This window comes from Fructilactobacillus sp. X1R3C1, assembly GCF_059901545.1.
Window position 1 is genome coordinate 127,705 of the sequence record NZ_JBWXUT010000001.1, and the last position, 25,502, is coordinate 153,206.

Annotated in this window: 30 protein-coding genes; 18 read left to right on the forward strand and 12 right to left on the reverse strand. The window is 34.7% G+C overall.

What is annotated here, in order from left to right:
* Positions 1–13: 13 nt before the first annotated feature.
* Positions 14–610 (reverse strand): hypothetical protein, encoded by a 597-nt coding sequence (locus AC6UD8_RS00600; RefSeq protein WP_500699016.1) that lies wholly within the window; start codon positions 608–610, stop codon positions 14–16.
* A gap of 239 nt (positions 611–849) precedes the next feature.
* Between AC6UD8_RS00600 and AC6UD8_RS00605 the strand changes: the two genes are divergently transcribed.
* The 4 genes from AC6UD8_RS00605 to AC6UD8_RS00620 all read left to right on the forward strand — a co-directional run bounded on the left by AC6UD8_RS00605 (position 850) and on the right by AC6UD8_RS00620 (position 4,729).
* Positions 850–2,364 (forward strand): FGGY-family carbohydrate kinase, encoded by a 1,515-nt coding sequence (locus AC6UD8_RS00605; RefSeq protein WP_500699019.1) that lies wholly within the window; start codon positions 850–852, stop codon positions 2,362–2,364.
* A gap of 265 nt (positions 2,365–2,629) precedes the next feature.
* On the forward strand, positions 2,630–3,256 hold the full coding sequence (locus tag AC6UD8_RS00610; RefSeq protein ID WP_500699321.1) for a CPBP family intramembrane glutamic endopeptidase: 627 nt from the start codon (positions 2,630–2,632) through the stop codon (positions 3,254–3,256).
* A 76-nt stretch (positions 3,257–3,332) separates the two neighbouring features.
* Positions 3,333–4,376 carry a ketopantoate reductase family protein gene (locus AC6UD8_RS00615; RefSeq protein ID WP_500699021.1) on the forward strand — a complete coding sequence of 348 codons (1,044 nt, stop codon included), beginning with the start codon at positions 3,333–3,335 and terminating at the stop codon, positions 4,374–4,376.
* 155 nt (positions 4,377–4,531) lie between these two features.
* Positions 4,532–4,729: a hypothetical protein gene (locus AC6UD8_RS00620; RefSeq protein ID WP_500695384.1), complete on the forward strand. Its 198-nt coding sequence runs from the start codon at positions 4,532–4,534 to the stop codon at positions 4,727–4,729.
* Positions 4,730–4,807: 78 nt separating this feature from the next.
* Here the strand turns inward: AC6UD8_RS00620 and AC6UD8_RS00625 are convergent, their stop codons facing one another.
* Both AC6UD8_RS00625 and AC6UD8_RS00630 read right to left on the reverse strand, forming a co-directional pair.
* The gene (locus tag AC6UD8_RS00625) at positions 4,808–6,136 is read right to left on the reverse strand and encodes a replication-associated recombination protein A (protein ID WP_500699023.1); all 1,329 of its coding nucleotides are present in this window, start codon (positions 6,134–6,136) and stop codon (positions 4,808–4,810) included.
* A gap of 133 nt (positions 6,137–6,269) precedes the next feature.
* On the reverse strand, positions 6,270–7,214 hold the full coding sequence (locus tag AC6UD8_RS00630; protein ID WP_500699026.1) for an NmrA family NAD(P)-binding protein: 945 nt from the start codon (positions 7,212–7,214) through the stop codon (positions 6,270–6,272).
* A gap of 146 nt (positions 7,215–7,360) precedes the next feature.
* Between AC6UD8_RS00630 and AC6UD8_RS00635 the strand changes: the two genes are divergently transcribed.
* A complete protein-coding gene (locus AC6UD8_RS00635) occupies positions 7,361–7,534 on the forward strand; it encodes a hypothetical protein (protein WP_500693369.1) in 174 nt (57 codons plus the stop codon).
* A 47-nt stretch (positions 7,535–7,581) separates the two neighbouring features.
* Here AC6UD8_RS00635 and AC6UD8_RS00640 read toward each other — a convergent pair whose 3' ends face one another.
* Positions 7,582–8,103 (reverse strand): HdeD family acid-resistance protein, encoded by a 522-nt coding sequence (locus AC6UD8_RS00640; RefSeq protein ID WP_500693370.1) that lies wholly within the window; start codon positions 8,101–8,103, stop codon positions 7,582–7,584.
* A 314-nt stretch (positions 8,104–8,417) separates the two neighbouring features.
* Between AC6UD8_RS00640 and AC6UD8_RS00645 the strand changes: the two genes are divergently transcribed.
* From AC6UD8_RS00645 to AC6UD8_RS00660, 4 genes are all read left to right on the forward strand, one after another.
* On the forward strand, positions 8,418–11,081 hold the full coding sequence (locus AC6UD8_RS00645; protein ID WP_500699028.1) for a YfhO family protein: 2,664 nt from the start codon (positions 8,418–8,420) through the stop codon (positions 11,079–11,081).
* Positions 11,082–11,163: 82 nt separating this feature from the next.
* The gene (locus AC6UD8_RS00650; protein ID WP_500693372.1) at positions 11,164–11,823 is read left to right on the forward strand and encodes a histidine phosphatase family protein; all 660 of its coding nucleotides are present in this window, start codon (positions 11,164–11,166) and stop codon (positions 11,821–11,823) included.
* A gap of 104 nt (positions 11,824–11,927) precedes the next feature.
* Entirely contained in the window at positions 11,928–13,043 is a 1,116-nt protein-coding gene (locus AC6UD8_RS00655) for a glycerol dehydrogenase (RefSeq protein WP_500699030.1), read from the forward strand.
* A gap of 1 nt (position 13,044) precedes the next feature.
* Positions 13,045–13,401, forward strand: a complete 357-nt coding sequence (locus AC6UD8_RS00660; protein WP_500699032.1) for an MmcQ/YjbR family DNA-binding protein — start codon at positions 13,045–13,047, stop codon at positions 13,399–13,401.
* Here the strand turns inward: AC6UD8_RS00660 and AC6UD8_RS00665 are convergent.
* From AC6UD8_RS00665 to AC6UD8_RS00675, 3 genes are all read right to left on the reverse strand, one after another.
* Positions 13,382–14,167 carry an energy-coupling factor transporter transmembrane component T family protein gene (locus AC6UD8_RS00665; protein ID WP_500699035.1) on the reverse strand — a complete coding sequence of 262 codons (786 nt, stop codon included), beginning with the start codon at positions 14,165–14,167 and terminating at the stop codon, positions 13,382–13,384. The two genes, AC6UD8_RS00660 and AC6UD8_RS00665, sit on opposite strands and share 20 nt — an antisense overlap.
* Complete coding sequence (locus tag AC6UD8_RS00670; RefSeq protein ID WP_500699037.1) at positions 14,160–14,711, reverse strand: biotin transporter BioY; 552 nt, start codon at positions 14,709–14,711, stop codon at positions 14,160–14,162. Before AC6UD8_RS00670 ends, AC6UD8_RS00665 begins: the two co-directional genes overlap by 8 nt.
* Positions 14,712–15,126: 415 nt before the next feature.
* Positions 15,127–15,270, reverse strand: coding sequence for a hypothetical protein (locus AC6UD8_RS00675; protein WP_500699039.1), 144 nt, complete (start codon positions 15,268–15,270; stop codon positions 15,127–15,129).
* Positions 15,271–15,342: 72 nt separating this feature from the next.
* Between AC6UD8_RS00675 and AC6UD8_RS00680 the strand changes: the two genes are divergently transcribed.
* The gene (locus tag AC6UD8_RS00680; protein ID WP_500699041.1) at positions 15,343–15,672 is read left to right on the forward strand and encodes a DUF4260 family protein; all 330 of its coding nucleotides are present in this window, start codon (positions 15,343–15,345) and stop codon (positions 15,670–15,672) included.
* 104 nt (positions 15,673–15,776) lie between these two features.
* A complete protein-coding gene (locus AC6UD8_RS00685) occupies positions 15,777–16,949 on the forward strand; it encodes an FAD-dependent monooxygenase (protein ID WP_500699043.1) in 1,173 nt (390 codons plus the stop codon).
* A gap of 155 nt (positions 16,950–17,104) precedes the next feature.
* Here AC6UD8_RS00685 and AC6UD8_RS00690 read toward each other — a convergent pair whose 3' ends face one another.
* The 5 genes from AC6UD8_RS00690 to AC6UD8_RS00710 all read right to left on the reverse strand — a co-directional run bounded on the left by AC6UD8_RS00690 (position 17,105) and on the right by AC6UD8_RS00710 (position 18,999).
* Positions 17,105–17,365 (reverse strand): IS3 family transposase, encoded by a 261-nt coding sequence (locus AC6UD8_RS00690; RefSeq protein ID WP_500699046.1) that lies wholly within the window; start codon positions 17,363–17,365, stop codon positions 17,105–17,107.
* Positions 17,334–17,708, reverse strand: a complete 375-nt coding sequence (locus tag AC6UD8_RS00695) for a DDE-type integrase/transposase/recombinase (RefSeq protein WP_500723545.1) — start codon at positions 17,706–17,708, stop codon at positions 17,334–17,336. Before AC6UD8_RS00695 ends, AC6UD8_RS00690 begins: the two co-directional genes overlap by 32 nt.
* Before the next feature lie 13 nt (positions 17,709–17,721).
* Positions 17,722–17,928 carry a hypothetical protein gene (locus AC6UD8_RS00700; RefSeq protein WP_500723547.1) on the reverse strand — a complete coding sequence of 69 codons (207 nt, stop codon included), beginning with the start codon at positions 17,926–17,928 and terminating at the stop codon, positions 17,722–17,724.
* Between the two features lie 137 nt (positions 17,929–18,065).
* Complete coding sequence (locus AC6UD8_RS00705) at positions 18,066–18,488, reverse strand: transposase (RefSeq protein ID WP_500699049.1); 423 nt, start codon at positions 18,486–18,488, stop codon at positions 18,066–18,068.
* A 70-nt stretch (positions 18,489–18,558) separates the two neighbouring features.
* On the reverse strand, positions 18,559–18,999 hold the full coding sequence (locus tag AC6UD8_RS00710; RefSeq protein WP_500699052.1) for a flavodoxin domain-containing protein: 441 nt from the start codon (positions 18,997–18,999) through the stop codon (positions 18,559–18,561).
* Between the two features lie 122 nt (positions 19,000–19,121).
* Between AC6UD8_RS00710 and AC6UD8_RS00715 the strand changes: the two genes are divergently transcribed.
* The 7 genes from AC6UD8_RS00715 to AC6UD8_RS00745 are packed head-to-tail and all read left to right on the forward strand — an operon-like array spanning position 19,122 to position 25,483.
* Positions 19,122–19,706, forward strand: coding sequence for a TetR/AcrR family transcriptional regulator (locus tag AC6UD8_RS00715; RefSeq protein WP_500699054.1), 585 nt, complete (start codon positions 19,122–19,124; stop codon positions 19,704–19,706).
* On the forward strand, positions 19,687–20,379 hold the full coding sequence (locus AC6UD8_RS00720) for an MBL fold metallo-hydrolase (protein ID WP_500699056.1): 693 nt from the start codon (positions 19,687–19,689) through the stop codon (positions 20,377–20,379). The genes AC6UD8_RS00715 and AC6UD8_RS00720 overlap by 20 nt, the downstream gene beginning before the upstream one ends.
* Complete coding sequence (locus AC6UD8_RS00725) at positions 20,369–22,450, forward strand: beta-ketoacyl-[acyl-carrier-protein] synthase family protein (RefSeq protein WP_500699058.1); 2,082 nt, start codon at positions 20,369–20,371, stop codon at positions 22,448–22,450. The genes AC6UD8_RS00720 and AC6UD8_RS00725 overlap by 11 nt, the downstream gene beginning before the upstream one ends.
* A gap of 5 nt (positions 22,451–22,455) precedes the next feature.
* On the forward strand, positions 22,456–22,731 hold the full coding sequence (locus AC6UD8_RS00730; protein ID WP_500699060.1) for an acyl carrier protein: 276 nt from the start codon (positions 22,456–22,458) through the stop codon (positions 22,729–22,731).
* Position 22,732: 1 nt separating this feature from the next.
* The gene (locus AC6UD8_RS00735; protein ID WP_500699062.1) at positions 22,733–24,202 is read left to right on the forward strand and encodes a phytoene desaturase family protein; all 1,470 of its coding nucleotides are present in this window, start codon (positions 22,733–22,735) and stop codon (positions 24,200–24,202) included.
* Positions 24,195–24,884, forward strand: coding sequence for an SDR family NAD(P)-dependent oxidoreductase (locus tag AC6UD8_RS00740; RefSeq protein WP_500699064.1), 690 nt, complete (start codon positions 24,195–24,197; stop codon positions 24,882–24,884). Before AC6UD8_RS00735 ends, AC6UD8_RS00740 begins: the two co-directional genes overlap by 8 nt.
* Positions 24,881–25,483: a hypothetical protein gene (locus AC6UD8_RS00745; RefSeq protein ID WP_500699066.1), complete on the forward strand. Its 603-nt coding sequence runs from the start codon at positions 24,881–24,883 to the stop codon at positions 25,481–25,483. Before AC6UD8_RS00740 ends, AC6UD8_RS00745 begins: the two co-directional genes overlap by 4 nt.
* Positions 25,484–25,502 lie beyond the last annotated feature (19 nt).

The following is a 25,502-nucleotide window of genomic DNA, read 5'->3' on the forward strand; positions in this document are numbered from 1 at the left end:
TTTGTTTATTAAGTTATTTATAATTATTTTTAAATTCATAGTATTTATAATCAGGAATTGCATGGTCAACACGTTCTATCCTAAAGCTTTTTGAAATTATTTTGTTTGTAGTTATAATCTTTAATTGAACTGGAAATTCTGAGATTTTGTTGTAGTGATAACCCCATAATGGAATACGAATTGGTATAAAAAGTGTGTCATACCCGTCTATTCTAACTGGGAATTTTATCTTATTTGGAAAGTTAATGGGAAGATAAGAATTATTATCGCTAATTTGAATTAATTGGAAAAGATTAAAGTCTGTCTCAGAAATTGGATCCCATTTTGAGAGCACCTTGTTTTTGTAATTAATTGATTCTACGGTAACCGGTTGTTTGCTGGTGTTTGTTATTTTTAACGATAATAAAGCGACTGGTTGATCATCATTTTCAAATCTTTCAAAAGATTCTATATATTTGTCTTGAACGACAAACGATTGATAGTTTATACCAGGACTTTTGTAATCTTTTAATATTGATACGGTTAGTCTGGGCAATGATTCCCATATGTTAAATACTAAACTCCCACTTCCTGTTAATGCACCAATGGTGGCTATAATAGTTGTAAACATGTTTTTACATCCTTCCAATAATTATTTTTTAATTTTATCAATTTTTTAAGTGGACATAAATAATTAAATAAATGACCTTTTATTTATTGAATAAAGATATTTAAGCATAATGAAAAGAGATGACTATCTCAACATCTCTTTTTTATTCTATTTTATGTTCACTCATTAACAAATTACACCCAATAAGCTAAACTTAAGTCATCAAAACAGCTCACTTTATTTCTCAAAGGAGACTTCCCATGACCCAATACATTTTAGGAATTGATATCGGCACCTCAAGCACCAAAGCCATCTTGATGACGACCACTGGTGAAATTATTGCTCAAGACAAAGCTTTATATCAGTTAGAAACACCACATCCAGAGTGGGCGCAAGAGAATGCTGACGACTGGCTTCAGGCGGTGACGTTCTTGATTAAAAAATTAGCCCAAAAAGTTGATAGTACCCACATCATTGGCATTGGCATCGACGGTCTCTACGGTGGTTCTGGGGTTCCAATTGATAAAAACGGTCAGCCACTCGGTCCCGCGTTAATTTGGATGGATCGCCGGGCCACAAAAGAAACCGAAGAAGCACTGAAACTTGTCAGTAAATCAGAACTGATGGACGTCACTGGCAACTTGGCTGACCCGTACTACGGTTACACTAAAATTATGTGGCTGAAACAAAACGAACCCGAGTTGTATCGCAACACCTATCAGTTTTTACCACCTGAATCGTACGTCATTTACAAGTTGACTGGAAATATCAGCATTAATTACTCAGCGGCTGGTAATTTAGCGGGGATTTTCAACATCAATGATGATGAGTGGTCACCTGAACTGGCCACTAAATTAGGCATTGATTTAAATAAATTGCCACAGAAAATGATTGCTAGCACGGATGTTGCCGGCACAGTCACTGACGAGTGGGCGCAGGAATTAGGCGTTAAAGTGGGGACACCAATCTTTAATACAGGCGTTGACGTCGGACCAGCAACAGTTGGAACCGGTGTCCTTGATACTGGCCACATGACGATTGCATTAGGTACGTCAATGAATGCGGCACTTGTGACCGACAAGCCACTTAAAGATGACAATTTGATTATTTGGCCGTACGCTTACAAGCCGAAGGAATACTACTATAACTTTGCCGGAGCTAACACGGCTGGCGCGGTAATTGCGTGGTTCACCCGTGAATTCGCTCAGGAAGTTGATAATAATAACAGTACCAAAATGTTGGACGAAGAGAGTGAGCAAGTTCCCGTTGGTAGTAATGGCTTGATTGTTTTACCGTACTTTATGGGAGAACGTAGTCCGGTTTGGGATTCCAACGTTCGTGGAACCATCTTTGGGATTTCAATGACGACGAAGCGTTATGAGTTATTTAAGGCGTTTCAAGAGGCCATTGCCTATTCCGTTCGTCAAAGTATTGAACAATTTAGTGATCACATTGGCGACTCCTTTACCTTGGTGGGTGGCGTTAGCAGTTCTAAAAAAATGGTCCAGATCATTGCGGACGTGACGGGTAAGACCGTCAAGACAACCGATTCTGGTGGTGAAGCCGACCTCGGAAGTGCCATTCTGGCTGGAATTGGATTGAATCAAATTCAACCTCAAGCAGTCCAAAAGTGGGTCAAAATTAATGAAAAAATTGAACCCAATCCAGAAAGACACGAAGAGTATAACAATTACTATGAGTTGTATCGTTTGGCGTATACGGATACGAAGGACTTTTATAAAAAATACAACAAGCTAGTTAATAATCATGATTAACTAAATTTCACACTGAAAGATGTTTTATTATTTTATAATTAAAAGATAAAATGAGTGCCTATCAACACTCATTTTTTATACCTAAATACTTAAGGATGTGTTTTCAATTAAGTCGTTAACCAAAAATCATTTATTTCAATTAATTGTGTTTTACTTTGCTATTTTAATTTCATTTCCATGTGTTCACTTAATTTATGAACTTACCGATAAGGGAATTATCATATTCGCGGTTACATACATTGGTTTATTTTTATTTTTCTATTTGGTGAATTTTTGGTGGTTAAAACAACCAGTTTACTTAAAATCAAACCTTCCGTTTAAAAAGCAGTGGATAATTGATTTAATAATACTAATTTATATTTGCTTAGTTGTATTGCAACTGTCTTCCGTAGATATCTTTAGAACGGCAACGATTAAGCCATTGATAATTTCGTTAGGCTCAGGCGTTTTAGAGGAATTTCTTTTTAGAGGAGTCATTTTGACAATGTTACTGTCAATCTTGCTTTCCGTTCTAAAAAATAAACCCCATCTTTTTTGCCTCATAGCGGTCGTGGTTAGTAGTCTGATGTTCTCGGGAACTCATTTAATTAATATTGAAACCCTTCATCAAGGATTATGGGTAACGCTGGTTCAGGTCCTGTTCACGCTCTCAATGGGAATCATTAATGGTGTGATTTATCTTCGGACCAGAACCATTCTTTTGCCGATGTTGATGCACTTTTTATGGAATTTTACGACTTCAGCTAATAATGGAATTCAGGAGGTGATTCCCGCTAGTGAAATTGTCTCAGCTGTTATGACGATGTCAATTGTGGTACTGGTTAGTTTATTGTTTATGGTTTGCTTTATTAGAAAATCTAATTCACAAAATATCATTAATGATTTTTTATAAGCCCACATTTTTGACATTCCCACTTCACAGCTACATACTTCCCATGTATTCCAAAAAAGAAAGAAGTATGGTAATAATGAAAATTGCAGTCTACGGCGCTGGTTCACTTGGGACCATTATTGGTGCATATCTCACCAAAGCATACGGCAAAGACAACGTGGATTTGATTGCCGACAATCCCCAACACGTTAAGGATTTAAATGATCAGGGTGCTACGGTCACCGGTACGGCTAATTTTACCGTTCCTGTCACCGCCAAAACTCCGGATGAATTAAAATCGGACGAGTATGATCTCGTCTTACTTTTAACCAAGCAGACTCATAATGATGAAGTTCTTTCCAAGGTTAAAGAAGTGTTGAAACCAAATGGAACTTTGGTTTCGCTTCAAAACGGGGTTCCAGAAATTGCGATTTCAAAGGTCATTGATCCCGCAAACATTGTTGCTGGTTCGGTTGAATTTGGTGGGACCCAACTTAACCACACGGAGTCGGAATTGACCACGGCACTTCCAGCTTTTGAAAATGCGGCGTTTCAGATTGGTGAACTTGACGGAAAGGACACGGACCGCATTAAGAAGGTCAAAGACGTGTTGAGTCACGTTGGTGGCACCGCCATTTCCGATAACTTGCTTGGAACCAAATGGTCTAAACTTTTGGTTAACTCATCGTTTAGTGGGTTATCAGCCGCAAGTGATGCAACGTTTGGCCAGGTTGCTGACAATGAGGTGGGCTTAAAGAGTGCGCTAAATATCGTAAGTGAAGGATTAAAGGTCGGTCATGCTGACGGTGTGAAATTTGCCAAAATGGGAAATCATGACCTCAGTTCACTTACTAGTGAACATCCCAATGATGAACCAGCACAGTTGGCCTACCTGAAGTCCGCGATGAACAACAGTAAGAATCTAAAGGCCAGTATGCTGCAAGATTTGGAGAAGGGCAGAAAGACTGAGGTTGATGACATCAATGGAGTGATCTCCGAGACGGGCAAGAAGTATGGAATCAAGACTCCATTCAACGACTTGGTCATTAAGATTGTTGAAAATGCCCAGGATACGGGTAAATTACCGAAGTTTGATGATACCATGGACCAGTTTCAACAACTACTTGATAGCAAATTGTAATTATTGTAATGAGGCTTCTTACAGCATGTTAGAATTATTCGTTGTTTACTTTTAAAATATGTAATATTATGAATCTCTAAAGGAACTTTGAGAGGTTCATTTTTTGTGTTTAAATATAAAGTGTATGAATTAATCGTATCTTAGAAAGGCGAAAAATGACTGTTGCAATATCAATCTTTATTTTTTTGTTTCTGGTCTGGCTACTGTTTGAGTTTATCAGCAGTGCCGCTTGTGGTTGTCTTTTGTTGATGTTTCTATTAGCCGCTACGATTGGTTTGTTTGCGGCTAATTTCTGGATTCTCGGACTGATTATGTTGGTATTAGTTGTATTTGGAGCGTTATTTAATTATTAGTGGCGTCGATTTTTCTTAAAATTACAGTAAATTAAAATTGTCAGCTCTGATTAAACATCGGGCTGGCAATTTTTTGGCTTAATTTTTATTATCATGTTGTTCATGCCACTTCTTGATTTGTTCCAAGCGTTCCTTGAACCGGATCTCATGGCCTTCACTAGTGGGTTTGTAGTAGACGTGGCCCTCAACTGAAGGTGGCATCGTTTTCATGGTGGTTAACTTATCTTGATAATTATGGGCGAGTTCGTATCCTTTTCCGTAGCCCAAGTTTTTCATTAACTTAGTGGGAGCGTTTCTGATTTGCAGTGGAACGGGATCATCAGCAGTTTCCTGGACGTCTTTCTTGGCCGCCAGTCGGGCTTTATAAAGGGCATTTGATTTTGGTGCGAGTGAGAGGTACGTAACGGCCTCTACGAGGTGGACGTCACACTCGGGCATTCCTAGAAACTGACAGGCCTGAAACACGTTAATGGCAACGTTTAAAGCATTCGTGTCAGCTAAACCAACGTCTTCACTGGCAAACCGCACCAGTCGTCTCGCAATGTAAAGCGGGTCTTCTCCGCCATCTAGCATACGGGAAAGCCAGTAAATGGCGGCGTCAACGTCACTATTACGCATCGATTTATGCAAAGCTGAGATAATGTTGTAGTGTTCTTCGCCATTTTTGTCGTACAGCACAAACTTGTTACCAATCAGTTGTTTCAGGCCATCAAGTGTAATGGTAGTTACACCGTCTTTTTTGTCACCATTGAGGACAGCCATTTCTAGTGTGTTTAACGCCTTACGGGCGTCACCGTTAGCAAAATTAGCAATCTCGTTAATTTCATCTTTGCCAATCTTGATGTTCTGTTTGCCAAAGCCGTTCGGGTTCTTTAAGGCGTTGTTTAAGAGCGTTACCACGTCGGACGATTTTAAGGCGTGCAGGACGAAGACCTTACAACGTGATAGGAGTGCAGAATTGACTTCAAACGAGGGATTCTCGGTAGTAGCCCCAATCAAGATGATGCTACCCTGCTCAACGTAGGGTAGAAAGGCGTCCTGTTGAGCTTTATTGAAACGATGAATTTCGTCGACAGAGACAATCGTTTTTTGTCCAATTTGCTGATCCTGTTCGGCCTGACGCATGATTTTTTTAATTTTGCTGATGCTGCTGTCGGCCGCACTGAAACTGTAAAAGTTCGATTGCGTTTTTCTGGCGATAATTTCGGCCAAAGTGGTTTTACCAACCCCGGGTGGTCCCCAGAAAATCATGGAAGAAACCTGGTCGTTTTCAATTAGTTCTCTTAAAATTTTTCCCTCTCCAAGGAGATTTTGCTGTCCCACAAATTGGTCTAAAGTCTTGGGACGAACCCGACTGGCCAAGGGGACGTTTTGGTCTTGATTGTTAAAAAGTGATTCTTGCCGCACGGTTACTCACTTCGATTCTGCTAGAAAGTTTAGTAGTTAATTAAGTTTAAGTTAATATACTTGGATAAATCATGCAATCAATGGGTTTAAAAAAGCTCTCTGACTAAAATTTTATTCAAAGAACTTCTTTTGCTTAGATTTCGTATGATGGTTTAGTGGATAATAAATCTTTAACCTGTTCATCAAGGGTTGGTAATGGTCTACCAATGACCTGCGGCAGGTCCGGATCGTTGTCAGTATTGTTTTCTAGGATTTCTTGATGAGTCATGCCAAATTTGACGGCCTGTTCGTCGATGTTTTCATCTAAGACCCCGGCCCTGATCATGTCTTGAACGCCGACCATGAAATCAATTGAACCCTTGTCATAGCCACGTTTTGCTAAAGCTTGGCGGTAGTTGTCATCGTTTAACAAGTTCACTTTAAAGTCCCTGTTGGTGTTGGCAATGACTGAGGCTGCTAGGTCAGCGTAGGTGTGTTCGTTACCGTAGAACTCATAGACATCCTTGGTCTTTTCGTCGCTTGCCATGACCTTGGCCGCCGCAAACGCGTAGTATTTCTCTTCGGCCCAGCCAACTTTGCCGTCACCAGCAGAGAAGATAAAAGCCGCTCCCTTAGCGGAACGTTTGATGAGGTCGAGGTCGTTTTCTAGGTACCAGTTGTTTCTAAGAAAGGAATGGTTGATGCCAGTTGCCTCAATTAATTTTTCGGTCTTGGCGTGGTCCTCTGCTAGTGGCACCTTGGCGATGTCAGCATGAGGGAAGCTCGTATAAGCGATAAACTTGACCTTAGCTTTGACGGCGGCGTTGACCACGTTTTCGTGTTGGACGTAGCGGGGATGTTCTGGATCAGGTTGCGATGAGACGAAAAGAAGCTTATCAATTCCATCAAAGGCCTGATTCAGACTTAAAGTGTCATTGTAGTCACCCTTTCTGATTTCCACTCCCGCAGGATACATCTTTTTTGCTTTTTCCGTGTTTCTAGCGATTACGACGATGTCTTCGACAGGGACCAATCGAATCAACCCCAAGATAGCACGTTCACCGAAACGACCCGTTCCGGCAGTAACTCCATATTTCATAGTATTTTCTCCTTCATTTTCGTTATCTAGAAACTAGCATTAATCTTTTCAAAAGGCAATTAAACCATTTTTGGAAATGATTCTTTATGAAAGCCGTGGTGATAATGATATAATAGGAACGTATAAACAGAAGAGGAGGGTTTAGTATGAGTGACAGAAGACCTAGTGAAAAACAAGAAAAGAACTTATTGCATAAGTTAGAAAAAGACGATCACAAAAAGGATCGTGGCCATGAAAACCGTTCAACCGATGGGAAAGAGATTCATAAACACATCGAACGTAGTGACCGTCCTGAAGAACCAAATAAGGATCGCAAATAATTAATGGTACAAAAAAAGATCGCGAATCCGCGATCTTTTATTTTTGATTAGAATGAACGAACAATTAACAAAATTCCAAAGAACATGAAGTAAAATGCCACTAAGAATAATGCAACTGACATTGCCATGGCTGGTTGGAATAATAGAACAATTCCTAAGATCAAGCCAATAATACCAAGAATGACTTCAAACCAGAAGTAACCCTTGTGGTTTCTTTCGGCAAATCGACTGTACCATAGTTCAAACAATGAATCGATGATGAACCAGATTGATAACATCAACCAAATGTAGATTCCACCAACGGCAGGGTCTAAGAAGATCAGGATACCAATGATGATATCAAGCACACCGTTAATGACAAGCCAAACTGGTGACATCCCTAATGATTTGTCTAGTTGAGAAATTTCAGCAATCTTGAAGATCCCTTCAACGATTGACAGGATGGCAATGACGAAAACTAATGCCTTAAATGAGTTCAATGGATTCTTCAAAATGAAGAGTGATAAGATCACACTCAGGATTCCGATAACCAGTGAAAACGGGTCAAAGCCCTTTGTTTTACTAAACATATGAACACTCCTTTTTATTTATTAGCCTAAGCTTAAATTCATTTTACCAAAATTTAAGAAATAAACCACCATTGAAATGTTAAATGACGTAATTTAGGGAGATATTTAACTTTAAGGGAAGTTAATTGGAATAATTGACGTATCCTAGTTATGAAAGCTAGCTGGTTTTGTCAAAGACGCTAGCGTTAAATGATTGAACTAACAAATTATTCCTAAAGAATTGTCACATTTGTTAGGTTACGTCACAAAAATATAATACAATGAACTGTGGTTACATAATTTTACAAATATTAATATCGAGGGATTTTTTAGCTATGAAAAAGAAAATGCATGTTTGGAAATACTACGCGGCCGCTTTTATCATTCCGGTCGTAGTGGCTTCCATCGTCTTCGCAATTTACGGAATAACACCATTTGGTAACCATAATCTACTTATCAGTGATTTGCTCACGCAGTACATGCCATTTTTTAAGTTACTTCGTGATCAAATGCTCCATCATACCTTTAGTGCATACTCGTTTTTGGTCTCGATTGGTGATAATACCGTTCCGATCTACACTTACTATTTAATGAGTCCTCTGAACTTATTGGTTTCATGGTTCAGTGTGGTTCACATGCCAATTCTGATCTCAATCATCATTTTGATTAAGATCGGACTAATTGGTTGGTCAATGGCCTTCTTTTTGAAGGTAAAGTATCACAGACAGGACATGATGCAAATCATGGCTGCCATAGCATACAGTTTGAGTGGTTACGTTGCCCTCTACTTTTATGATTTCATGTGGCTTGAGGCCTTAATGATTCTACCGCTTTTAACCCTTGGAATTGAACGACTGTTTTATAAGGGGAAATGGGGCGGATACGTCGTCGCTTTGACGGCCATCATTATCATGAATTACTACATGGGCTATATGCTGTGTATTTACTCTTTGATCTATTTTGTCTACCTCGTCTTTTTGAACCGTCCAGCTAAAACTGGGTTTTGGCATTACTTAAAGGTTCATGGTTCCATGACGTGTAAGTACGTCGTTAGTTCGATCATTGCCGCCCTGTTGTCGTGTTTCATGTTGATTCCATCAATTGTGGGGATGCTTTCAACCAGTAAGGGATTATTCAAGATCTGGGACTTTCTGCCTTATCCAAGGTTTAGTCCTGCTGTTTTTGTTAATCTTGGGGTGGGAGCCAATAACTTTATGGGACGTTTGTCCCATGATCCTAGTATTTTTGTGGGCACGATCTTCATCATGGGCCTCCTGGTGTTTTGGTTATCGAAGAAGATTACGAAACGACAGAAACACGCTTCCTTCTGGCTAGTTGGGGCAATTTTCGTCGGGATGTGGATTACCACTTTTAACACTATTTGGCACATGTTCCAAAATCCAGCTGGATTCCCGTATCGAGAAGCCTTCATGTTCGGTTTTGTGACCATCATGTTTGCCTATGAAGCTTACATTAACGGAGCGTTTAAGGACAATCGAGTTGTTAAAAACGCTGGTTTAATCGTTTCCTTCCTGTTAGTAATTGGTTATGGTTGTGGCGATTTGGTTGCCTTATTTAACCACATGCATCAGTATGGCATTCAGCTTATTGCTGGGAATTCCCACTTGATCTACGCCTTAATCTTTGTCTTAATAACCACGTTGTTGTTAATGGCAACGAATCGCTATGGCAAAAAGATTTGGTACCTGCTTTTCGCAGTCCTGTGCGTTGAGATGGGAGTTAACCTCTATCTCTCGCTTCAGGGACGACGGATTGATGCGTTTAGGAATGCTCCTGCAATGTTTGGGAATCAGAAAAAATTTGAAAATGCCTATAACCAGTCTAAAGGCATTATTGACCAAAAAGTTGATAATAAGAAGAATCAAACGACGTTCCATCGTAATGACGTGAATAATCAACTGTACAGTGGGATCTTTGATCAGGATTACAACCAGTATAATGATGGAATTATCTTTAATTACCGTGGGGTAAGTGGCTATAGTTCAACTTTAAACATGCATACTCAAGCAGTCCTTTCTAATCTGGGATTATCGTCAAGAAACGTGCGCCGGGTTAGCGTGATTGGTAGTTCGCCGATTACCGACCAACTACTTGGAGTTACTAATCGGTTAACCATTTTGAAAAATGGTCAGACGATCAATAAAAAGAATGAACGCTATAGTGGACTGGGCTATGCGGTTTCTGATCGGATTGTTAAGACCAAACTAAACAAGGGTCATGTTTTTAAGAACCTGAATCGTTTCGTTCAAGACGAGTCCGGAACCAAGAAGAAGTTCATGCATAAGGCTCAGGTTACCGTTAATAATTCTGGTAAGTACCGTTATCAGACGGTTGATCCATACGATACTAGACAAATGGATACGGTGGACGGATACAAGTATAATTTGACGGTTAATCCGATTATTTCCGGTAACCAATACATGTATCTGAGTCAGGCCAACCTCTACAAGGATAAAATCTTTGTGAATGGCAAGAAGATTCCTGAAAGATACCGGATGATCGGGACTGAAAACGTTAAGTTAGGTCATTTTGATAAAGGACAGAAATTTACGGTTAAGATTATTTCTTCTAATAGTTTGAAGGAGAAGAGTCTATTAAAGAGCTTCTCTGGCTTAGACGGTGTGGCTTTCAATCAATTTGTTGACGAAACTCAGCCATACAAGCTGAGAGTGGATCATCCTGAGAACCTGAAACTTTCAGGAGCCGATTTCACTGGTCACGTTAAGACGAGTTCAAAGCGCAACGTGCTCTTATTGAGTATTCCTTATGACAAGGGATGGCACGTGACTGAGAATGGTAAGAAAGTCAAGACTTTGATGGTTGCTGACGGCCTTACTGGGATAAAATTAAAGCCCGGTAAACACACCCTTCACTTCCATTACCGCACTCCAGGATTAATCCTGGGATTGCTTTTGACCCTAATTGGAATTTTGGGGGCATTCTGCGAGTGGCTATTCTACCGAAAACGAAATAAATAGAAATTAGCATTCCCAAAATACTTTGGGAATGTTTTTTGTTATAATTGGGTTAGAGTTAAGGAAACGAGTGAGGTAATAAATTATGAAAGTAACTGCATACTTAGTACGACACGGACAAACCTATATGAATCTTTATAACAAGGTACAAGGTTGGATTGATTCACCCTTGACCAAAAAGGGACTTGAGGACGCCGATAACGCTGGTGAACGATTGAAGGACATCAATTTTGATGCGGCCTTTAGTAGTGATTCTGGTCGAGCCATTCAAACCGCCCACCATATTTTGCAAGCCAACAACAATAACATTAACATCATTAGTTATCAGTTCCCCGAATTACGGGAACAGTTCCACGGCTACTTTGAGGGTGAAAACTTGGAGCAGATGTGGCAATTTGTTGGTGAACAGGTCAAGACGACTTCTGAAGCCGGGGTTCTCAAAAACTTTGGTCTTGAAAAGGCTCGTGATTTGATTGCCAGAGCCGATTTGTACAATAATGCGGAGGACAACAAGACGTTTTGGAAGCGAGTTGACCGTGGAATTGATCGAATCCGAAAAAACACCAAGGATGGTGACAAGATTCTGATCGTTTCTCATGGGATGACCATTCGCTCCATTGTTGATCGGTATAATCCAGCGCTTGATATTGGTGAACCAGCTAAGAACGGTAGTATCACTAAGCTGATTATTACTGATAAAGATATCAAGGTTGAGTATTTTAATAGTTTAGATGAACAAGTCTAAAAAGTCGGGACAAGCGTCTCGGCTTTTTCTTATGCCTTTTTCAAATGGTTTACTTCTTAATTTGTGAATAATATAATTATGACAGTTTAAAGGAGGAGTAAAAAATGGTTGAATTATATGCAAGTCCTAGTAATTATGTCCAAGGTTCAGATGTATTAATGAACAGTGCGGACCGAATTGGTAAGTTTGGGCAAAAGGTGCTACTTCTATCAAGTGGGACGGCACTAAGAATGGTTGGAAATGACTTTGCTGATTACTTGAAACAACATGACTTTGAAGTAACCGTCGTTGATTTTGCCGGAGAATCATCTGAAAGTGAGATTGATCGGGTCACTAAGATTGGGCAAAATAACGATGATGACATTGTCATTGGTCTGGGCGGTGGCAAGGTGTCCGATAGTGCCAAAGCGATTGCTGACAACTTAAACACGACCGTAGTGATTGCCCCAACGATTGCCTCGACGGATGCGCCATGTTCGCGGTTATCGGTAATCTACACTGATAGTGGTCAATTTGACCACTATCGTTTTTATAAGAAGAATCCCGACATGGTGATTCTTGATACCAAGGTGATTAGTCAGGCGCCAGTCAAGTTTCTGATTTCAGGAATGGCTGATGCCATGGCGACTAACATTGAGGCGACAGATACCCGCAAGTCGAACGGGACGAACATGCTGGGTGGAAAATCAACCCTTGCTGGCGAAGCGATTGGACAAATGTGTGAACAAACGTTGTTTAAATATGGCAGTTTAGCAGTGGCTTCAAACGTGGTTGGATCGGCTACTTCCGAACTTGATAAAGTCGCTGAAGCCAACACGCTTCTTAGTGGAATTGGTTTTGAAAGTGGTGGATTAGCAGCTGCTCACGCCATTTATAATGGCTTTACGGCTTTAAGTGGTGAGATTGACCAGTTATCTCACGGACAGAAGGTCGCCTTTGGAACCCTATGTGAGTTGGTTCTGACTGGTTCTGATCACCGTCAATTTGAGAAGTATTTGAAATTTGATCTGGAGTTTGGCTTACCAACGACGCTAGCGGATCTGAAGTTAGGGAAATCTAGTGATGAAGAGTTAATGAAGGCAGCCACTCAAGCATGTGATCCAAGTGACACCATGGCTAATTTACCAGTTTCAGTAACACCAATAGATGTGATGAATGCCATGAAAGCTGTTTCTGAATTCAGTCATGAGTATCAGGTTAAGAATGGGTTAGGTAATTAAAATGAATAATCGTGATGATGTAGTTGAATACATTAAAAAGAAGTTTGATGTTGAACCAGATCGACCTTTTAAAGAATATCCGAAGTACTTGGCTTTTCGTCACAAAGATGACCAGAAGTGGTTTGGCTTGGTCATGAACGTGCCTCAAAATAAGTTAGGATTAAACGGGACTGATGAGATCGATGTCTTAGACGTGAAAGTTGATCCAGATGTTGCCGGACTTTTGAAACAGTCTAAGGGATATTTACCGGCTTATCACATGAACAAGGAGCACTGGATTACGGTTGTGCTTGGTGAAGTTGATTCAAAACAGGTCCAAAAGATGATTCAAGATAGTTTTAAAATGACCTTAAAGTAAGAATTAAAGCTAAGTAGATGATGACACAGCCGTCAAAGATAGTATCTCGCATACTAAACTGGGTTTCGTGATATCTAGTTGATTGGGATTTAGGCGTGTAGCCACGGGCATCTAAAGTATTGGCTAGCTTATTAGCGTGGTTTGTGACGGCGTACAACAGTGGAATAATGAGATGAACGTGGAGTTTGATTTTCTTAGTCATTTTTGATGAAGTGAAGTCAACCCCACGGCTGGTTTGGGCAACTTTCAGGTCGTTTAGTTCACCTAAAATGATGGGAATAAACTGCAGGGTGAGGGTAATCGTTAACGAAAACTGAGATACAGGTAGCTGCAGATAAGTTAATGGTCTCAGTAGTCGCGAGATTGCCTGTGATAGATCAGATGGACTGGTCGTAAACGATAAAAGAGCGGCTACCAGAATCAGGAGAATGATTTTAACGCAAAGCTTGCTTCCATAAAGCCAACCGCCCACGTTCATTTGATTTATATATAAATCGTGATTGGTTGGGAAAATTCCATGATAAATTAAAATAAACACTAAAATGAATAAAATGGGTTTGATGGAACTAAGTGCCATGCTTACCTTGATATGTGCCAGGTGATACAGCCCAATTAGTCCTAAAGCATCAATTCCAATTTGAATGGTCGTGGTTGACCACATGAACGTGATCGTTACGAGCGTGATACTGATGAGCTTGGTTCGCGGATCTAATTGCTGCATGAAGGAATGATTGTTTGCGTATGTGCCAAAGATAAAATTATTCATGTTTGAGTTGTGATACCAGACTGATTTTCTTGGTGGAAGCACAGATTAGACTAACGATCACGGCTTTGATGATATCACCAGGGATGAAGGCTAAGTTTGAAACTAGTGAGGCCGTTACTGACATGTGGGCAATCACTGAAAGGTACAGGGCCCCAAAAACATCAATCAGAATGACACCACCGATGACATTAGCGATGAGGTACTTCCAGAAATTAATCTTTTTCCATGATATTTCGACCAAAAGCCCAATGAGAAAGGCAGCAATGGGCCAAATGATGAAGTAACCACCGGTTGGTCCAGCTAAAATTCCTAAACCGCCACGTCCGCCAGAAAGGACTGGCAGACCAAGTAAGACCAGGATGACTACCAGTAGGGCACTTAGAAAGCCGTTTTTCTTACCTAGAAAACTTCCCTGAAGCATGATGCCCATACTTTGTAGCGTAATTGGAACTGGGATAAACGGCAGTGTTAGCGGTGGAAAGAGGCCTAACACAACGACGATTGCGGCAAATAGTGCGTCATAAACAAGTTCTTTGGTTTTCATGATTGTTGCTCTCCTTAATTAATTACTTGAATGTCTTTATTTAAGATTATCGATTAAATTCATGAGAAACAATCATTTCATTAAATGATGGGAATTAAATGTTGTTATACTACTTGGTTATACGAAAATAAAATTGAGCCACATATTTATTTTTGCAACTTATTAATACAAGAAAGCAGTAGACAAATTGTCTGCCGCTTTCTATTTCATTTAGAATAAATAAAAGCATGGTTTATTCTAGATTAACAAATTGTGTGATAGTGTTTATAATAAAATTGAAATTGTATTAGAGTTATCCAATTGCATGTTACTTTTGTGGAGTCGTTATCATGCAATTAAGCTTCTAGTCAGTTGACTAGAAAGGATCCATATAAAAAAGAGGTCACACCTTCGTGTGACCTCTTTTTCGTACCCTTTAAAAGAACTGTTTAATGTTATTAGTAATTTTCCGCATGTCCCGATCGTCTAACTTCGCGACCAACTTGGTTTCACTTCGAACTTCCATGTCCACGGTTCGGACGTGCTGAAGCATGGCAGTCCCATGAACATTTTTAAGCACTTATTTTGTAATTGCTTTTAATTCAGTTATTAATCATAATGAAGTATCCTACTATTAAGGAGAGTGGTTAATATGATTAACTTTTATAAATTAGAAAACTTATTTTTATTTTTTTGTATTTTAAATATATATATATTTAATTTGAATTATTCTATTTTTGTACTTATATGTACTTTTCTATTAGTTGATTTATCTGGAATTGGTTTTTTTATAAATGTAAAATTTGGTGTTATACTTTATAACTTATTTCATAATTTAATACTTCCATCTTTATTATTAATTTTTGGATATATATATAATAATAATTTTCTTATCGCAGTTAGTCTTATTATTTATATGCATGTTTTACTTGATAGAAGTATGGGATTTGGTATTAAAAAGATCAAGAATTTTGAAAATTGATTTTTATTTATACTAAAAATTTAAATATTGACGTATATTTTTTTTAAGTTATTATATAACCACTGGTTACTTTTATATAATGTGACATTGGAGGGAATTTTATAATGAATGATATTGTTATTGTGGGTGCAGGTCCAGCAGGAATGCTTGAAGCATTGTTATTAGTTAAAGAAGGTTTAAATGTTGTCTTGGTAGATAAAACTTGTGATTTTAAAAGAGAATTTAGAGGAGAATTTTTACAACCTGGAGTTTTGAATATTTTCGATGAATTAGGAATTTTAGAAAAAATAAAGCCCTATGGAGAAGTTGTAAATAAATATTCGATAGTAGATGACGGTGAATATATATTAGACTACAAATTACCATTTTATGGAATGAATATAAGACAATCGTACATTCTTCCTATAATGTTAGATGAAATAAACAAATCTGCTCATAATAATTTTAAATTCATTAAGAATACTAAACTAGATGATTTGATAATGGATGGGAATAGATGCAAAGGGGCCCATTTTACTAATATTGAAACTAATAAAAAGTTTAATTTATATTCTAAGTTGTTAATATCTGCTGATGGAAGAACATCTACTGTAAATAAATTATTAAAAAGCGAAATTGCTAATCATCCTTTCAATATGGATATATTATGGGTTAAAATACCAAAGCCAAATGATTTAAAAATGGATAAATTTGAAATAAGAATATATGATAAAGGAAATATTGTGATTATGCCCTCTTTTCCTAATAAATTGCAATTAGGTGTAAATCTTCCTAAGGGTGGTAGTAGAGAATTAAGATCTCAACCTATTAGTTCATATGTCTCCCAAATTTCCAATGAGTTTCCTGAAGCTAAAAATGAAATCATATCGACTATCAAAAGATGGAGTGATTTTACATATTTGAATGTTTCTGGAGGTGTAACAAAAAAATGGAGTTATGATGGATTAACTCTGATTGGAGATTCTGCGCACACTATGGGTCCTGCTCTAGGTCAAGGTATTAATCAAGCAATTAAAGATGCAATTGGAATGAGTAAAATAGTTTTAAATAATTATGATTCTCATATGAGATTTTACAATGAAAAAACATTAAATAAATTACAAAATGATAGATTTGATGAGCTTGTAAAAATGCAGACTATGCAAACTATGCAAGAAACACTTATAAATGATCGGGGGAGAGGATCTAAAGAAAGAAGAAGAAAATTTGTTCATGAATTAATTTCATCATCTAATAATTTAGATAAAGATATTACCATGAACAATATAAGTTTATAGTAATTTATATGATTATTGTATAAAGTTAAAGAATAATTATTATTGTTTAATGTATTTAATTAGTAAGATTTAAATCAAATGTTCATTATAAAATATCGCTTAAATTAGACAACAAATTGATGAAGTGATATATAAGTTAGACATTTTATACAGATTTATACTTTTAAGGATTCATACCGATATTCAATCAGTGTGAGTCCTTTTTTCTTGCCAAAAATTCTTTTGGTATTAAACCATTCAACATATTCTTTGATTGTTTGCTTTAACGTAGTTGAAGACAATACTTGAGTGCGGTTTAAATATTCTAGTCTTAGAAGATTAAAATGGTTTTTCGATGGGCACATTATCATGACAGTTTTCCTTACGTGACATGCTTTGTTGGTCTCAATGACGTTTAAGCAAACTGCGATAGGCATAAGTTTGATAATGAAATCCTTGATAAGAATGAATTAAAGGAAGAGCTTCCTTCGGAAGCTGATTACTAAGATTGTCTAACATCTCAGAAACTAATTCATAGGTAGGAGTTTGACTAATTGAAGTAGCTAAAATTTCATTGGAAGCCTCATAAATGACAGCTGAAATATAATCCCATTTGTGAGTCGCTAATTTCACTTGCGTAATATCAGTATGAATTACGCGATAAGGAACTTTTTCGTTAAACTGCTGTTGTAAAATATTCGGAGCTATTTTTCCAATCCGTCCTTTATAAGAGCTATAGCGATGACGATGTGAAGAGTAGATATTAGTTTTAAGCCCCAAGCTTCTCATTAGTTTACGTATCCGTTCCGGCACAAAGCTTAATGCCTCGCGGTTTTAACGTTAACAATACGCGACGATAACCGTAGGTTTTGTGACTTTGACGATAAATTTTCATAATTTGACTTTTGATACTAGAATATTTATCAGGTTTTTCAGCCCGTTTAAGACTGTCATAGTAAGTAGAACGTGGAAGTTGAAAATGCTTTAATAGTGTCTCCAACGGGTATTTAAGCCTTAAATCTTTAATGACTAGAACTAGATCTTTCGTCTTTTCCGATCCAAGGCGATCAATTTTTTTAGGATATCAAGCTCCATTTGTTTATCATACAAATCTACTTTTAAATTAGCGATTTCTTCCTAGTAACGTTCTTCTTCAGTCTTAGGTAATCTCTTTTTTGACTTTTTGGGTGGTTTTAATTTTGACATACTAGGCCTACCTTTCGTTTTTGGTCGCAACGCTGTTACACCATCTTTTTCAAAATCTTTGGTCCATTTCCAAACCTGAGTTGAATTTAAATTAAAGTGCGCTGCCACCTTAATAATTCCCATTTCATGAGTTTTATAGTAGTTTATCACACCTAATTTAAACTTAGTTGAATACTTTTTATGAACCCGGCGGGTTCTAAGTGCTGACATTCCTTGCTGATTGGCTAATTCAATCCAGTGTCGAATTAGAGAAAAGTCAAGTTGGTATTTCCGTGATAATGCTTTTATTGAAATATTGCCTAGCTGATACTCATTAACTATTTGAACTTTAAAAATATTTGAATACTTAACCATAAAAAAATACCCCATAATTATTAGATTATGTCTAACAATTATGGGGCACTTCAATTTTTAGAATGTTTTTTTATTTTATCTTATTAATTAGATTAATTGCAATATTAAGTCTGTTTTTATCATCATTATTAATTTCTTGGTCAATATATATATTTGGATGAATTCTTTTAGCCATTTTTGCTTTTAAAATATTTGAAAATGCGTCAACAGATTTGCAATAATCATCTCTATAGTATATGTCACCTGATCCAGTGCAAAAATAATATTTATTAGGTAAGTCATTGCAATTTTCTAATAAATTATAAAAAGACTGAGCCTCATCTGGAACATCACTTCCCTCATAGGTATATGTGGCACATATAATAATGTCCGTATTCTTTATATCGTTTATTGTAATATCGCACATTTCTATTTCATAACAATCATTTGAAAGTGATAATTTTTCGGTTAAATATTCAGCAATATCTTCGTTGTTACCAGTTAATGAACAAAAAGCAATTAGAATTTTCAAAATTAGTCTCCTATTTTTTATAATAAGTTATTTAAGTATTGACACATTATAGCACTGTAGTTAATATATAACCAATGGTTAGTAACCATTGGTTATATATTAATGCAAAGGTCTTAGATTGGATGGATAAAAGTAAATTTACTAAAGAAAAAATATTAAAAGTTGCAAAGGAACTTTTTTCTAAGAATGGAGTTGAAAATACATCTGTAAGAGAAATTGCAAGAAAATCTGGGTATTCACATACAACTATTTATCTATATTTTAAAAATAAAAATGAATTATTTAATGAAGTTGCATATCAACCCCTAAAAGAATTATATAAGAAAATGAAATATATAAATAATTCTTATTCTGATGATTCTAAAAGATTTAAATATTTATGTATAGAATATATAAGATTTGGTATAAAACAAAATAAGTTTTATCCATTAATAAGTACATTTGGAGGAGAAAAAATAGATAAAGCAAACTTTCAACATAAAATAAATTCACTTAGAGTAGAAATCTTAGATTTAATTAATAAATCAATTAAATCTGTATTACCCATAGAAGTTAATTCTGAAGTTACTCTTACTTTAACGAGAGGCATTTTTTATTTTTTACACGGAACTGTAATGACGTATGTTACTTCTGAAGAGCCTTTCAATGAATTAATGCCTAGAGTCGAGAAAATAGTAGGTGATTTTATTGATTTCACAATTTTATAAACTTATTTATCATCCTAAAAGAATAAGTAAACATATAATTCAAATCGAATTTAATGTTGGATTCTTAATTATTAATACTTGGATAGTAGCAAAGAATAATTCTATATGTATTATTGATTCAGGATTAGGGGGCATGGGTTTAGTAACATATGAATATGCTAAAAGTCTAGGGAAAGTAAATGGTATATTTCTAACACATGGTCATGTTGATCATGCAAACGGTATTAATTCAGTAGAAAATAAGTATAAAAATGTTCCGGTTTATATTAATAAAAAAGATTTAGACTTTGTTTATGGAAATAAACCATTTCCCAATAGGAAAGTTCAATACTCCATAATAAGTAAGAACATATATCTCCATGACATAACAAAGGGTGAAAAATTATTAAAAGAAGTTGGGCTTCTTAGTTTTTGTTCTCCAGGGCATAGTCCAGGTCATGTATCTTTTTATCAATGTGATGATGATGTTTTTATAGCAGGAGATTTGTTTACTTCGAAATATGGAAAGTTAAAAGGACCTATGAAAGTTTTTACAGCAAATGTTTATGAAAGTGAAAATAATGGAAAACTTTTGCTTGATAAACTCAATCCACATTTAATAGTGGTTAGTCATGGAAAAATTGTTAATTTAAATAATAGTAATTTTAAAGGAGGTGATAATAGTGAAAGATAGAAGAGTAGTAGTAACTGGAATTGGTATTATCTGCAGTTTAGGAAATAATAAGAAAATCGTATTAAAAAATATGTTAAATAATAAGTCCAAAATTAATAAATTAAGTGTTATCAATACAGATGGATTTAATACTAATATCGGTGGTGAAGTTAAATTAGAGACCAGTTACAAATCCAGATCTGAAGATTTGGCTGATATTGCATTTGATGAGGCAATATCTGATTCAAAATTAAATGAAAAGAATTTAATGAAATCAGGATTAATATATGGTACCTGTAATGGCGGTATAAGAAATATTGAAAACAGTTATGGCTTTTCTGGTATTGATAAAGATTATTTATTAAATTATCCATTTAATCAAATTGCTGATAATTTAGCAAACAAGTTTAATTTGCATGGACCAGTTGAGACTGTGAATACGGCATGTTCTGCAAGTGGAAACTCAATTGGATTAGCTTATGACAATATTAAAAATGGACATAATTTTATGATTGCTGGTGGAGCAGACGCTTTATCAAGAGCAGTTTATGCTGGATTTGATAGTTTACAATCATTGTCCTCCAAACCCGGTGCACCATATGATGTTAAAGATGGCCTCAGTTTAGGTGAAGGAGCTGCTTTTGTTGTATTAGAAAATTTAGATACTGCTATTGACCGTGGAGCAAATATATATGCTGAAATAATGGGATATGGATTAAGTAATGATGCTTATCATCCAACTGCACCAGATCCAAATGGTTCAGGAGTAAAAACAGCTATATCTAGATCATTGCGTAATTCATCCGTGAAAAAAGAAGATATAGGCTATATTAATACTCATGGTACAGGAACTTTATCTAATGATGGTGCTGAATTAAAGGGGATAAAGGCTTTTTTTGGAAACTTAATTAACGATATTTATGTCAGTTCTAGTAAAGGATATTTTGGACATAATCTTGGTGCAGCAGCAGTTATTGAATTTGCAACTACTCTTCTTTTGATAAAGGAAGGATATTACCCTGCAACTATGAATTTTACTAAGATAAGAGATGACTGTAATGGCTTTAAAATTATAACTAATAATAAAAAAGAGATTAATCATAAAGATAAAAAATTTATGATTAATAATAGTGCTTTTGGTGGATATAATTGTTCTATTGTCTGTGATTTATATCACGCACATAGTTATAAAAAAAGTAAATATAGAAAAAAGAATTCTGTATTTATTAATGATATGTCAGTAGTTACTGGGAATAAAATTAATCATGCAAATTATTCTCACATTGATGGAGATAAAAGCTTTTCTTTAAAATCATTTAATAAAAATTTATATAGAAGAAGGATGAACACGTTAACACAGGAGGCAATTGCATCTGTATCTTTGTTAAATAAAAAGCAATCATTAGATTCTATAGGATTAATTATTGGTACTCAATTTGGTAGTCTTGAAAGTTCTGTGAAATATTTAGAATCAGTTTGGAATAGTGATTTCACTAATGCAAGTAGTATAAGATTTCCAGATGTAGTTCTTAATTCTACTGCTGGGAAAATACATGAGGCATTTGGAATAAAGGGATATGCTTCATCTGTTACAACTGGTGGAAATGAGTTATTAACAAGTATTATTAATGGGAAAAATGCAATATCAAATGGTTATTGTAAAGAAGTAATTGTTGGTTCAGGATATGAAAATTCAGAATTTGAGAAAATATTAATCAACCAACTTAATCAAACATCATTAAAGCAGTCATTTTTTGAGTCATTTGTGTTAAGTGACAATCCAAATAATAGTATTTTTGAAATTATAGATTCAGGACAGTTTTTTAATGATATGAATATTTTAAAAAATTATATCTTCAAATATTTAAATACTTCGAAAGATAATTTAATAATTAATGCTTCTAAAGATAAAATTATACGAAAAAAATTAACTAATTTTATTAGAAAAGAAATTAATGATTCGATTGATATTAAAGAACTAGGCCTTGATTTTTTGCAATATTTTAATTCCTTAAGTGAACATAAAGAATGTTTGATTTTAGATGTTACAAAAAATGGAAATAATACAATTTTAAATATAAAAAAGAGGTAAATGAGTTGGAAAAAGCATATATTAAAAAAGTTCTAAAGAAAAATATTTTAATTGATAGATTGGAATTGGAAGATATCGTTCCAGACGATATAAAAGATAATGAACATATTTTTGGAGATGGCTTGGGTTTAGATTCAGTTGAGGCATTAGACATAGTTGCAGGAATTCAAGAAAATTTTGGAGTTAAAATACCTAAAATGAATATTAAAGAAACTCAGAAAAATTTCGAAACTGTTGATAAATTAACCAATTATATTTATGAATTAGTTAACAATAATTAAAATGAAGTATGATGATGTGATTATTGGATCTGGTATTGGTGGACTAGCAGTGGGAGCATTTTTATCAAATAAAGGCAGGAAAGTTATTTTGATAGAAAAAACTAACAAAATTGGTGGTTATTCCACTACCTTTGATTCACATAATGGAAATAATTATGAGGTATCTCTTCATTCCATAGGCAATTTAGATAAAACGGGATCTCTAAGAAAAATTTTAGATGAAATAAATTTTTTTGATAACATCAAATTTATTAGAGAGAAAACTTTATACTCATTCATTGATGATCAAAACAATATTATAAAAATTAAAGATATAGATACGTTAAAAAAATACTTATATTCAAAGTATAAGTATGAAATAAAAAATGTAAATACTATAATTAGTACTTTTATGGAGATTAAAGAAGAAGTAGATAAAGTAAGTCTTGACAAAAATATTGATTTTTTTAATGAAATTCCAATGTTATTAAAATATAAAAATATGACATTATATGAATTCTTACGATCATTCACTAATAATTATGAATTAATAAATGAGTTTTCAAGGTATTGGATGTATTTTGCATTGCATCCAAAAGATTTGAGTATGGTTTTTTATGCCTATGTATGGTCAGAATATTTTGTTCATGGTTCATATTATCCTATTAATAAATCATCCGAAATATCTAGGAGATTTATAGAGATAATTGAAAATAACGGAGGAAAGATTTGTAGAAGAAATGGCGTAAAAAAAGTGATTATAAAAAGTAATACAGCAAAAGGAGTAATAACAAGAAAGGGAGATATATTTTATGGTAATAATGTAATCTCAGCAATTTCTCCTAACATATTAATTAATAATTTAATTGAAAAGGGAAAATTAGAACCCACGTTTATAAGTAAAATAAATAAACAAACTCCTAGCAAGTCTTCCTTTGTCGTATATATACATTTAAAATCATCATTTAATAGTTTGTATAATAATTCGAGTAACGAAATATTTTTTAATAATGATGTATTCTCAACTTCATTTGATGGAATTGATAATAATGATATTAAAAGTATGCCATTTAATATGACTATATATGATAATTTTAGCAAAGATTTATCCCTGGATAATAATGTTTCTCTTTTTACGTTATCAAATTATGACTATTGGAATTCCCTTAATTATAATGATTATTTATTTCAAAAAAAGTTTTGGGCAAAAACACTTATTTCGAGAGTAAATAAAAACTTCCCTGATTTTTCAAAATTTATAGACGAAATTATTATTGCTACCCCAACAACAAATGAAAGATATACTTCTAATCTCGCTGGAGCTATTTATGGAAGTGCACAGACAGTAAATCAATCATTAAATAATAGATTAAGGCATAAAACACCTATAAAACATCTTTGGATGTGTGGTGCATGGACTAAACCAGGTGGGGGCTATAGTGGATCTATATGGAGCGGATATCAAACAAGTAAGGAAATTTTAAATGAATAACAAAATATTGTTGACTGGATCCACGGGTAATATTGGGAGCTCAATAATAGAAACATTATCAAATTATAATATTATTGGGATATATTTGAATAATGAAGATAAAGCAAATGAATTATTAAAACGATATAGACACTTAAAGTTAATAAAAGGGAATTTAAATGATGATAATTTTTTAAACAAACTATATAATGCTGAACCTAATGTTGATGTATTAATAAATAATGCAGGAATAAATGAAGATAATCTGTTTTTGAATATGGATTTGAAAAACTGGCAAAAAGTATTAGATATAGACTTATTTTCTCCACTATTACTCACATTAAAATATCTTAATAATAACAAAAAAATAACAATTATAAATATCCTTTCTGTTTCAGCGGTTTTTGGACGCGAAGGTCAGTCTAACTATGCTACGTCAAAAGGCGGAATTGTTGGATTCAGTAAGTTAATTTCTACTATATATCCAAATATAAGGGTCATTAATATTGCACCAGGAATGCTTGATTCTAGAATGGTCGAAAAAGTTTCTAGGGAAAGCATAAATACATTTTTAAAATTTACTTCTAACAAAAATTTAGGCAGTCCAAAAGATGTTGCTGATATTGTGAGACAAATTATTTCTAATGATAGCAAATATTTTTCCAATATAACTATTAAATTAGATGGTGGGTTCTTAAGATGAAAAATAAAATTTTAATTACAAATGAATGTAATAAGTTTAATAAAGATTTAGGTATTTATTTAAGTAATGACTATGATGTTTCTTTTGTAAATTTTAATTATAAATTAGAACACAATGATGAAATATTTTCCTTAATTAATGGTCTGTGTGTTTTAGACGAAGAGATACTACTTAAAGATCCAATTAAGTTAGTCAATTTGTTAAAAGAAGAATTAAATAATGTATTTTTAATTAATAAAAGTATTTTAAATAATATGCTTTTAAAAAAAAGAGGAAACATTATATTTATCCTTAAATATGATGCGCTAAGATATTCTGGATTACACACTTCACCGATTTATAATAATGCAATAATTTCTTTTGTTAAGTCTTTATCTAAAGAAATTTCAGCATTTGGAATTTGTGTAAATATAATAACTCTTGGAGCAAATTTTTATTTAAATAGTGAAAATAAAAAAAATTTTAAATTATTTTCTTTAAAACCAAAGAAAATTGAAAATGGTAAAGCGTTTTCGTTTATAAACAATTTTATAAATAATAATGAAATAATAAGTGGACAAAATATTGAATTATCTCCAGGGACTGAAACATCCTTATAATTAAATGGAAGGAAATGTA